Source organism: Roseovarius maritimus (genome assembly GCF_043355895.2).
In the GTDB taxonomy this organism is placed as follows: Bacteria; Pseudomonadota; Alphaproteobacteria; order Rhodobacterales; family Rhodobacteraceae; genus Roseovarius; species Roseovarius maritimus.
Genome location: NZ_JBHFPF020000019.1, coordinates 34,328 through 43,609, shown reverse-complemented (window position 1 = coordinate 43,609; position 9,282 = coordinate 34,328). Strand labels below are relative to the sequence as shown.

Annotated in this window: 13 protein-coding genes; 7 read left to right on the top strand and 6 right to left on the bottom strand. The window is 59.1% G+C overall.

Going from position 1 to position 9,282, the window contains the following annotated elements:
• The first annotated feature begins 131 nt into the window (after positions 1-131).
• A complete protein-coding gene (locus ACEWPM_RS19185; RefSeq protein WP_393963899.1) occupies positions 132-887 on the top strand; it encodes a DUF305 domain-containing protein in 756 nt (251 codons plus the stop codon).
• A gap of 131 nt (positions 888-1,018) precedes the next feature.
• Here the strand turns inward: ACEWPM_RS19185 and ACEWPM_RS19180 are convergent, their stop codons facing one another.
• The 6 genes from ACEWPM_RS19180 to ACEWPM_RS19155 all read right to left on the bottom strand — a co-directional run bounded on the left by ACEWPM_RS19180 (position 1,019) and on the right by ACEWPM_RS19155 (position 4,938).
• On the bottom strand, positions 1,019-1,942 hold the full coding sequence (locus ACEWPM_RS19180; RefSeq protein WP_393963898.1) for a cation diffusion facilitator family transporter: 924 nt from the start codon (positions 1,940-1,942) through the stop codon (positions 1,019-1,021).
• Positions 1,932-2,702 (bottom strand): transglutaminase-like domain-containing protein, encoded by a 771-nt coding sequence (locus ACEWPM_RS19175; protein WP_076530797.1) that lies wholly within the window; start codon positions 2,700-2,702, stop codon positions 1,932-1,934. The genes ACEWPM_RS19180 and ACEWPM_RS19175 overlap by 11 nt, the downstream gene beginning before the upstream one ends.
• Positions 2,703-2,806: 104 nt before the next feature.
• Positions 2,807-3,352: a c-type cytochrome gene (locus ACEWPM_RS19170; RefSeq protein WP_170846557.1), complete on the bottom strand. Its 546-nt coding sequence runs from the start codon at positions 3,350-3,352 to the stop codon at positions 2,807-2,809.
• Between the two features lie 125 nt (positions 3,353-3,477).
• Complete coding sequence (locus ACEWPM_RS19165; protein ID WP_076530794.1) at positions 3,478-4,089, bottom strand: cation efflux transmembrane domain-containing protein; 612 nt, start codon at positions 4,087-4,089, stop codon at positions 3,478-3,480.
• Positions 4,090-4,181: 92 nt separating this feature from the next.
• Positions 4,182-4,508 carry a YnfA family protein gene (locus tag ACEWPM_RS19160; RefSeq protein WP_076530792.1) on the bottom strand — a complete coding sequence of 109 codons (327 nt, stop codon included), beginning with the start codon at positions 4,506-4,508 and terminating at the stop codon, positions 4,182-4,184.
• A 1-nt stretch (position 4,509) separates the two neighbouring features.
• Positions 4,510-4,938 carry a MerR family transcriptional regulator gene (locus ACEWPM_RS19155; protein WP_076530791.1) on the bottom strand — a complete coding sequence of 143 codons (429 nt, stop codon included), beginning with the start codon at positions 4,936-4,938 and terminating at the stop codon, positions 4,510-4,512.
• 170 nt (positions 4,939-5,108) lie between these two features.
• Between ACEWPM_RS19155 and ACEWPM_RS19150 the strand changes: the two genes are divergently transcribed.
• From ACEWPM_RS19150 to ACEWPM_RS19125, 6 genes are read left to right on the top strand one after another with little or no spacing between them, the layout of a single operon-like run.
• Positions 5,109-5,711: an SCO family protein gene (locus ACEWPM_RS19150; protein WP_244512535.1), complete on the top strand. Its 603-nt coding sequence runs from the start codon at positions 5,109-5,111 to the stop codon at positions 5,709-5,711.
• A 5-nt stretch (positions 5,712-5,716) separates the two neighbouring features.
• Entirely contained in the window at positions 5,717-6,139 is a 423-nt protein-coding gene (locus tag ACEWPM_RS19145; protein ID WP_076530787.1) for a disulfide bond formation protein B, read from the top strand.
• Positions 6,136-6,795, top strand: coding sequence for a DsbA family protein (locus ACEWPM_RS19140; RefSeq protein ID WP_076530785.1), 660 nt, complete (start codon positions 6,136-6,138; stop codon positions 6,793-6,795). The genes ACEWPM_RS19145 and ACEWPM_RS19140 overlap by 4 nt, the downstream gene beginning before the upstream one ends.
• Positions 6,796-6,815: 20 nt before the next feature.
• Positions 6,816-7,283 carry a copper chaperone PCu(A)C gene (locus tag ACEWPM_RS19135; protein WP_076530783.1) on the top strand — a complete coding sequence of 156 codons (468 nt, stop codon included), beginning with the start codon at positions 6,816-6,818 and terminating at the stop codon, positions 7,281-7,283.
• Positions 7,283-7,909, top strand: a complete 627-nt coding sequence (locus tag ACEWPM_RS19130) for an SCO family protein (protein ID WP_076530782.1) — start codon at positions 7,283-7,285, stop codon at positions 7,907-7,909. Before ACEWPM_RS19135 ends, ACEWPM_RS19130 begins: the two co-directional genes overlap by 1 nt.
• Positions 7,906-9,279, top strand: a complete 1,374-nt coding sequence (locus ACEWPM_RS19125; protein WP_076530780.1) for a M23 family metallopeptidase — start codon at positions 7,906-7,908, stop codon at positions 9,277-9,279. The genes ACEWPM_RS19130 and ACEWPM_RS19125 overlap by 4 nt, the downstream gene beginning before the upstream one ends.
• The last annotated feature ends 3 nt before the right edge of the window (positions 9,280-9,282 follow it).

Sequence of the window (9,282 nt, the reverse complement as noted above, 5' to 3'; positions counted from 1 at the left end):
GAAAACCTGCAAGAGTTCATCGCAATGGATCGTGACCGCGCGCGTTGACCTCGCCACGGCCTACGCCGGATGCTTACTATCTCAACACGTTTCTGTGGACGCATATCTTCTGGTCCGAGACGCGCGCCTACATGGCGATCCTGATGGGGGGCGTAATGGCGATCATCATGCTGTCCTTCATGCTCGCGATGTATTCCAGCAAGGCGATCAACGCTGCCATCTTTATCGGTGCGACAGTCGCTGTCGCAGGTTCCTTGTGGTTGGTGCGCAGCCAGACGACCGTGGGTGACACCAGCTACATGCGCGCGATGATCCCGCACCATTCCATCGCCATCATGACCTCGGGTCGGGCTAACATCGAGGATACTCGCGTGCGCAAGCTCGCCGACGGGATCATCTTCGCGCAAGACAAGGAAATCGCCGAGATGCGCTACCTCATCAACGATATCGAGGCCTCAGGCGTGACCACCGACGAGAGCGGCGATTCGCCGACGCAGATTGTCAGCCTGGAAGAAGCACTTTCCACCGCAAAGGTGGCTAGGGTCGATGCGGAGTTTCTCAAGGATGAAGAAATCAAGCAGTTGTTCCCTGACGGCGCGGCCTGCACCTTCAATTACACGACGAAAAGCCCGGCCTCGCTGGCCATTGGCAACGTGGATGGCGCCCGTGTAGCGCTGGTCAAGTTGAGTGGTGATCTGGTGCGTCTGGATGCCGACGCGGAAGGTCAAACCTTTATGACTGACGGTGCAACGATGCAGTTGAACGCTGCAGATGGCTCAAGCAGCCTTGAGAATGTCGCTGAAACGCCGGTCGACGCGACGCTCCTACTCGAGTTGGATGCTGGGTTGTCCGCTGGATATCGCGGCTTTTACAGCTGCAAATCGTGACGCAGCGACGCATCCCAAGAAACGACCGAGGCCTGCGCTCCAGAGAGCCCTAGTCTTCTCGTGAACTTTTCAAGCCGGGAGGGAGTGTGTGCTGTGCACGGTCGTGTTTTAATCGGCGCTGGTCCTTCTACCTAATCGGACTGTTCGTGGCCGTAGAGATCGGCGTTCTTATGGGCACGGTCTTCATGCTCAAATTCCAGGCTTGAATGGCCAATATCATATTGCTCCTCGAGCACTGTTTTGATGCGGCTCTTGAGTGCTTCGATATGGGACCACGCGTCGGACCTGACGACGACGTGGCAGTCTAGCGCCCCCTCATGTTCCTGCATCTGCCAAAGATGCACGTGATGAACGTCCGCGACGCCTTCGACACCGCGGATCGCCTTGATGACGGCGTGGCTATCGATATCCGGGGGGCTGCCCAGCATCAGGGTGCGGACTGGGCCACCGATTTCGGTAAGGGCAAGATAGAGAATGTAGAGCGCGATGCCGATGGTGATCGCAGGGTCCACCCATCGCATATCGTATAGGATGATCAGCGAGCCGCCGACGATGACTGCTACCGATGCAAGCGCATCTGACAGGTTATGCAAAAAGAGGGCGCGGATATTCACGCTGCCTTTCTGCATCGAATAGGTCAGCACTGCAGTGAGGGTATCTACAACGAGCGCAACACCGCCCAGGATCACGACTGTCCAGCCTTGCACTTCGGGCGGATCAATCATGCGCATGCCGCCTTCGTAGATCAGGTAGAACCCGATCAATATCAGCGTGGTATAGTTAATCAGCGCAGCGACGATCTCGATGCGGCCATAGCCGAAGGTCATGCGCGAGTCCGCCGGTCGTCGCGCAATCTTTCTCGCCACGAAGGCGATGACAAGCGACGCCATGTCGGAAAAGTTATGCAGCGCATCCGCAATGAGCGCGAGGCTCCCCGAGAGGATGCCGCCGACAATCTGCGCAACGGTCAGAATAGCGTTGGCCCAGATGGCAACGGATACGCGCCGGTCGCCGGATGTGGGATCGATATGAGCGTGACCGTGGTCATGCGGCATGGTGCGGTTCCTCATGTCGGTGGTTCGGTAGGGCGGCGCCGATAATACCTGGCATCTTGCCACGCCGGATCGCGCGCACACGCTGGTTCATCCGGTGGCGGATGACATGGCGGTAAAGCCAAGTGCGCAGAACACCAAGCTCCTGGCGATGGTTCGCGTAGAATTCATCGGGCCTATGATATGTCCCGAGGTCGCGGATTATGCCGGTCCTTTGGATGTAGGTGTCCTTGCCCGTCCATGCGACCGGCGGCGCACTCAGGCTGGTCGTTCCAACACCGAAGCCGCATAATTCGTCCGAAGCGCTGAACGCGCGCTGAAGTGCCGCCAGGAAGGGTGCGTTGAGAATGAAGCCTTCAAGGCTGATCCAACCGCCTTGCGTTTCCACCTCAATCCATGAATGCAAGATCTCGCGCGGTGCCAACCGGAAAACCGACTCGGGCACGATACCGCGCTGAAGCTCTTTGTGAATGGTGAAGCCGTGCAGCCGACAACCGATGCCAAGGCCACGCAAGAGGGCCATGAGAAGAGTGCCCTTCGTGTTGCATTGGCCATAGCCGTCGGCCAGCACTCTTGAGGAAGGAATATCATCCGCATGATTGTAACCAAACGCGATCTCATTGCGGACAAATTCATATGCCGCTCCAATTCTCTCGTTCCGGGAAAGGCCCTGCCAGCCACGACGCAAGATGAGGCGTGTGACATCGGGCGAAGTGTAGTCCAGTAGGCGCGTGGCGAAAAGCAGCGGGTCAACTTCACCCATTTCATGTCTCCTCGAATCGTTCGAGAAGCAACGTAGTGTCTACAGTTACTGTAGATTCAAGGGGGATGGCGCAATTGACGGTCGACTGCTCGCCTTAAACAAGGTTACGGAAATCCCGCCCGCATGTATGCGATGATTTTCCAGATGTCGTCTTCGCTGAGACTCTCTTTGAAGGCGGGCATCGCGGTTTCGAAGCGCTCTCCACCCTCGGAAATCGCCCAGAGCAGATACTCGTCTCCTGACATAGGCATCTGAACGAACGACCGAAGAATGGCCGGCGATGGTTCAAGTGAGCGGCCCGCATCACCATCGCCGAGCCCATCGGACCCATGGCAACTCGCACAGTTATCCATGTATAGCTTTCGCCCTTCGGAGACAACTTCAGGCGTCGCGCGGACGCTGCTCCTCGCGCCTCGGTAAGCCGTCGGCACGCCTTCATTCATGTAGGTCCAATGTCTCTGCATCCGCTGCTGTTGCCCCGGACCCATGCTGCCCATGCCCCAGCCGCCGCTCTGGCCGGAACGCATGTGCCCTGGCCCCATTGAGCCATGCCCCCACCAGTCCCCTCGTTGTTGTTGAGCCGAAGCTGCGACGGCCGCAAAGCCGATGAGGGCTCCAATTGCCAAGGTTCGCAATCCATATGGTTTCATCTCTAAATCCCTCGCCATTGTTGATCACAAAAAGCAAGATATCACAGGCAGGTTGCACTGTCGCGGGTTTGCAGCAGGGACTTCTTCGTCGTCTTCGTGAGATCCAGCAACGCTGCCCCGTTCGTTCAATCTCGACCCTGTTCGTTACCATGAGAGGCTTCGTGATGTTCCTCATGTGCGTCGCGCAAGATTCCGACCCCGCCCCATGCCGCGATCATGGCGACGATCACTCCCACGACAAGATCAGGCCAATTTACCCCAAGCCAAGCGACGAGTCCCCCCGCGACAATGATCCCGAGATTGGCTGCAAAGTCATTCCAGCTAAATGTGTTCGCTGCGCGTATGTTGACGTCCGGATCCTTGAGCCGGGCAAGCAACCAGACGCAAACCGCGTTTACTGCAGCCGCGATCAGGGCCATTATAACCATCATGATGCCCAGTGGGTCCGAGCCTCCAACATACCGGCGCCACGCATCGTAGAGAATGCCCAGCGCGAACAAGATCAACAATGCGCCTGAAATGTTCGCGGCACCGCGTTTCCATCTTGCCGACCGGGACAGGGCGAAAAGACTTATCACATAGACAAAACTGTCGGAAAGATTGTCGAGCCCATTGGCGACAAGGGCGCTAGAGTCGCCCACAGCGCCGGTTACGAAAAAGCTCGCGGCAAGAAAGATATTCAGACCCAGAACTATCCAGAGCGTTCGCCTCTCAACCACGTCTTTTCCGATGCTCATGTTGGCTTCCATGCTCAAATGCTACGTGACTGAAACACCCCGGATGTATCCGGGTTCCTGACAAGTATGTCGGCCCGTCATGGCCGGAACACTCAGGTGTTCCGAGGAGCCGCGAGGATCAACGCTGCGCCCAGCAAACAGATAGCAGTCCCGAGAACATCCCATTTGTCAGGTCTATGGCCCTCTGCAAGCCACATCCAGAGAACTGACGCTGCGATATAGACCCCGCCATAGGCGGCGAAAGCGCGACCCGCTGCCACCGTTTCGACCTGCGCCAAAAGCCATCCAAATGCCACGAGCGCGACAATCCCCGGGATGAGCCATGCCGAAGATGCACCAAGACGCCACCAGCTCCAGATGGCGAAGCATCCGGCAATTTCCGCAAGGGCGGCCAGCGGATAGGCCAAGGTGGCGGGCATTTCAGGCGCCGATCTCGTCATGTGCGGTCAAGCATTCGGAATGATCGCGCAGCACCTCAAGCACCCGGCAGTCCGCGGTTTGCCCGCCACTACACTCCTGAACCATTCGCTTGAGTTCCGTGCGAAGGGCCTTCAAGCGGGCCATGCGTTGCTCTACCTGCTTGAGTTGGCGGCGCGCGATCGCGTCGGCCTCCTCGCAAGAGCGGTTGGGATGGTCGCTGAGATCGAGCAGCTCGCGGATCGCGTCCAGCGAAAAGCCGAGTTGCCGCGCATGCCGGACAAATGACAGCCGATCCAGTTCAGCCTCGCCATAGCGCCTCTGTCCACCTTCGGTCCGGCCCGGCTCCGGCATTAGGCCAATCTGCTCGTAATAGCGGATGGTCTGAACCTTCGTCCCGGTTCTCTTCGCCAAGCTGCCGATCGTCAGCATGTTCACCTCCTAAAAAGATACAGTTGATGTAGGTTTGGTCGCCGGTCCCGGCAAGGGCCGCATTCACATGGACGTGACATTGACCGGAGCAAGCGCTTTGCGCTTGAACCTCCAGTAGCTAGAGGATGTAGAGCCCATGACAGACAAGAATCAAAAGCAGGCGAACTAGGTTGTCTCTCAAAACGGTTAGAAGAATTCTCTGGGTTTTTACCGGAATTGCGGCCTTTGTTGTCGCGTGGCTGATGGTCGGGGCGGATAAGCGTGGCGACCTTGCGGGCATTGAGTCCGATCCGCCTTTTTCGGCCGAGTTCGAGTTGACCGATCATCAAGGCATGCTCCGCACGCAGGACGACTTTGCCGGGCAATGGATGCTGGTCTTTTTTGGGTTCACCAACTGCCCCGATGTCTGTCCGACGACACTGTCGGAGGTCGCGGCAGTGATGGACGGCTTGGGGGACGAAGCGGCGAAGGTGCAACCGATCTTCATTACCATCGATCCCGAACGCGATACGCCCATGACGCTGTCCCAATTCGTGCCGCTATTCAACTCGAACATCATCGGGCTTACCGGAACGCCCCGTCAGATCGCCAAGACATCCGAGACGTTTCCGATCTTTTACGAACGGATCGAAGAAGCCGCAGCCCCCGGAGGCTACACTATGGGTCACACGTCGCACCTGTTCTTCTTCGATCCCGAAGCCGGTTTTGCCGAGTCGTGGCCCTATGGCACCCGCGCTGAGGAGATCTTGGCGGATCTGCGAGAGAGGATCTGACTGTCATGGCCCGACCCTCTGCAGAAATAGCCTTGGGGCTTGCGTGGATCATCGCGCTTGCCGCCTCGCTTGCCGTGCTATTCATCGGTGAGGTGCTGGGGCAGGCACCGTGTGTTCTATGCTGGTTTCAGCGTGCCTTCATGTTTCCGCTGGTGATCATCCTCGGGCTTGGCCTGTGGTGGGGGGATGCCCGCGTGGGCCGATACGGTATCGCCCTAGCGCTTGGCGGCGGCGCTGTCGCGCTTTGGCACATGGGCCTTTACGCAGGCGTGATCCCGGAGCGCATCCAGCCATGCACCGCAGCCGGACCCTCCTGCACGGATGACAACCAGCTGATCTTTGGCATTCCAATCCCGCTTATGGCCTTCGTCGCGTTCGCCACGATCGGCGCGCTATCGGCCATCTCACTCAAGGAGACACGAGCATGAAACGACGCGGACTGATCTTGTCCATTTTCGCCCTCGGCGTTGCCGGCTTTGGCGGTGCGACATGGTATGCGACCCGCCCGGGCCCAGTGGCCGAGGGAGAGGCTTTGGCACCAGAAAAAGCCGATGCACTGATCCGGGCCTATTCTCCCATTCTTGGGCCACCAGACGCGCCCGTTACCATCGTCGAGTTTTTCGATCCCGCCTGCGAGGCCTGCCGGGCCTTCTATCCAGTGGTCAAGGAAATCATGGCCGAGCACGACGGGAGCGTTCGCACCGTGATCCGTTACACGCCGTTCCATGGCGAAGCCTCCGAAGAAGCGATCCGCGTGTTGGAGGCAGCGCGTATGCAGAGCGTATTCGAGCCGGTGCTGGAAGCTCTCATGCGAGAGCAACCGAAATGGGCGTCACACGGCGCGCCAGAGCCTGGCCTTGTTCTCCAGATAGCCGCTTCGGCAGGTCTCGACGCCAGCGCTGCGCGCGACCAGATGCGGGCGCCCGATGTCGTGGCAATCCTCAATCAGGATCGCGCCGACGTCGAAACGGTGGGAATTCGCCAGACGCCGACATTCTTCGTCAATGGCAAGCCCCTTGATCCGTTTGGAGAGGCAGAACTCCGCAGTCTCGTGGCTGTGGAAGTCGCCGCCACTCAAAGCTGAATGAAATAAGGACCAGAGCGATGAAAAAGATAATTTTGACCGGAGCGCTGTCGACGTTTCTGACCCTTGGAGGGCTTTCGGCGCCCGCACTGGCCGGACCCGAGGATATCGTCATTGAGAACGCATGGTCTCGTGCATCCATCGGAACGAACCGTCCCGGAGCGGCTTACATGACGATCCGTAATACCGGCGACGAGCCCGTCACACTGACCGGCCTCGAAACACCGCTCGCCATGAAGCCCGAGATCCATGAAACCAAGACCAATGCCGAGGGCGTCAGTTCCATGAGCCCGGCAGGCGAAATCACGATCGCCCCGGGCGAGAGCGTGTCGCTTGAACCGGGTGGCCTCCACGCGATGCTGATGCGTCTGAATGAGCCGATGACGGAGGGGCAGACATTTACGCTAAAACTGCTTTTCGGCGATGGCAGCGAGATAACTGCCGATGTCCCGATCCTGAGCGTAGCATCGCGCGGACCCGAAGGCTGATGAAACGAAGAAAAATCTTGGGATATGGTGCAATCGGCGCCGGAGCGATCGCCATGACACTCTTCACTGGTTGGTGGCGGGTAGACGGGCCGGGCGCGCCCGAACAGGCGGGGAAGCGGCCCTTGGCATTATCGTCCATGGAGTTCGACCTCATCGATCATGAAAGCAACAATGTGGACCCCGATGCACTCATTGGTCGTCCGAGCATGGTTTTCTTCGGCTTCACCTATTGTCCGGATGTCTGCCCGACGACGCTTTCAGACATTTCCGGCTGGCTGGACGAGTTGGGAGAAGAAGCCGATCGCCTGAACGTGGTGTTCATCACGGTTGATCCCGAGCGCGACACAGTCGAGGCCCTGGCGGACTACGTGAGCAATTTCCATCCGGCGATCAGGGGCTGGACTGGACCCGAAAGAGAGCTCGCGCGCGCTGTCGGCGGCTTCCGCGCAAGCTATGAAAAAGTGCCGGCCGAGGGTGGCGATTACACGATGAACCACACGGCCAGCGTTTTTCTGTTCGATGCGGAGGGGCAGTTCGTCACCAACATCGACTATCACGAGCCACGGAAATTCGCGCTCCCAAAGATTCGGCGCGCACTGGACTTTGAGACGGAGGGCTCGACATGAGGATCAGAAACGTAGCTGTAGGCTTGGCGACTGCGAGCACACTTTCCGGTGCGGCACTCTTCTTTTATTCGGCTTCGCCGAAGGAGCCAGCACCGGATGCGTTGGCTGCCGCCAGCGCCTGGATACCCGAGTCTCCCAAAGCTCCCCGAAGCATGGACGCCAAGTTCATACGCCCCACGGCCACGCGCAAAGAACGGGCGCCGGAATCCAGATCTCTTCCGCTGCTGACGGTCAGCGCGCCAGAGGCGGGCCTGCCTGAGTTCGAGCCTTCCGCCGTAAACTGGTCGCGCGCCATCGCACCCGGGGAAACTCTGGATGTGGTTCTGTCCGAGGCCGGTCTCGCGTCGCCCGACCGCGCGGAGATCGCTCTTGCGCTTGGGACGGAATATGATCTGCGGCGCCTTCGACCCGGGCACTCAATCACTGTCATCTCCGAGGCAAATGGTCGTCCGCGTAAAGTGTCTCTCGAAGTCGAGGACGGCGTGCGGATCGAGGTGACCTTTGGTGAAGAATTGGCCACGCAGGTCGTCACTCCTGATCCGGACATCGTGACGCTCGCCGGCGAAGCCGTCATTAAAAGCTCTCTGTTCAATGCGCTGGCAGAAGCAGGTATTCCAGCCCGTTTCGCCGTTGATCTGGCGCAGATGTTGGGCGGGACGGTTGATTTTCGTCGCGAGATGTCAGGTGGAGAAATACTCCGTCTGATGTGGCGCGAGGCGCGCGTCGGCGGTGAACGGATTGCAGAGCCGGACTTGGCCTTTGCTGCGCTTGATATGGGCGGCTCACTCTATGAGGTGGTCTGGCCAGAAGATGGAAGCGGCCAAGCCACGATCTATGTCGGCGGCGAGTTGCTTCGTATTTTCGCGCAGCCGGTGGATGGCGCGCGCCTGAGCTCGGTTTTTGGCCGCCGAACCCATCCGGTCTATGGAAATGTTCGAATGCATACCGGCGTCGATTTCGCGGCGGCGCAAGGCACGCCGGTAAAGGCAACGGCACCCGGACGGATCAGTTTCATCGGGCGGCGTGGAGGTTATGGCCGCGTCGTTGAGATATCTCACGGCTCCGACACGATGACCCGCTACGCCCATCTCAGCGCAGTGCCGGACGGTCTCTCGCGGGGACAGCGCGTGGCCGCTGGCGATCTTATCGGCCGCGTGGGAGCCACAGGCACCGCGACTGGGCCCAACTTGCACTACGAGGTCTTGGTAGATGGCCGCCCGACCGATCCTCTTGCTGACGAACGGCTTGCCGAGGCGTCCGAGAGTGAACTGGAAGACACAGTCACCTTGGCTCGCCTCTTGGCCGCACGCGCTCTTCTGGCAAGGAAACTTGACCCTGATACTGTTCTGACAGCAACCGAAAGGCTCTGACAC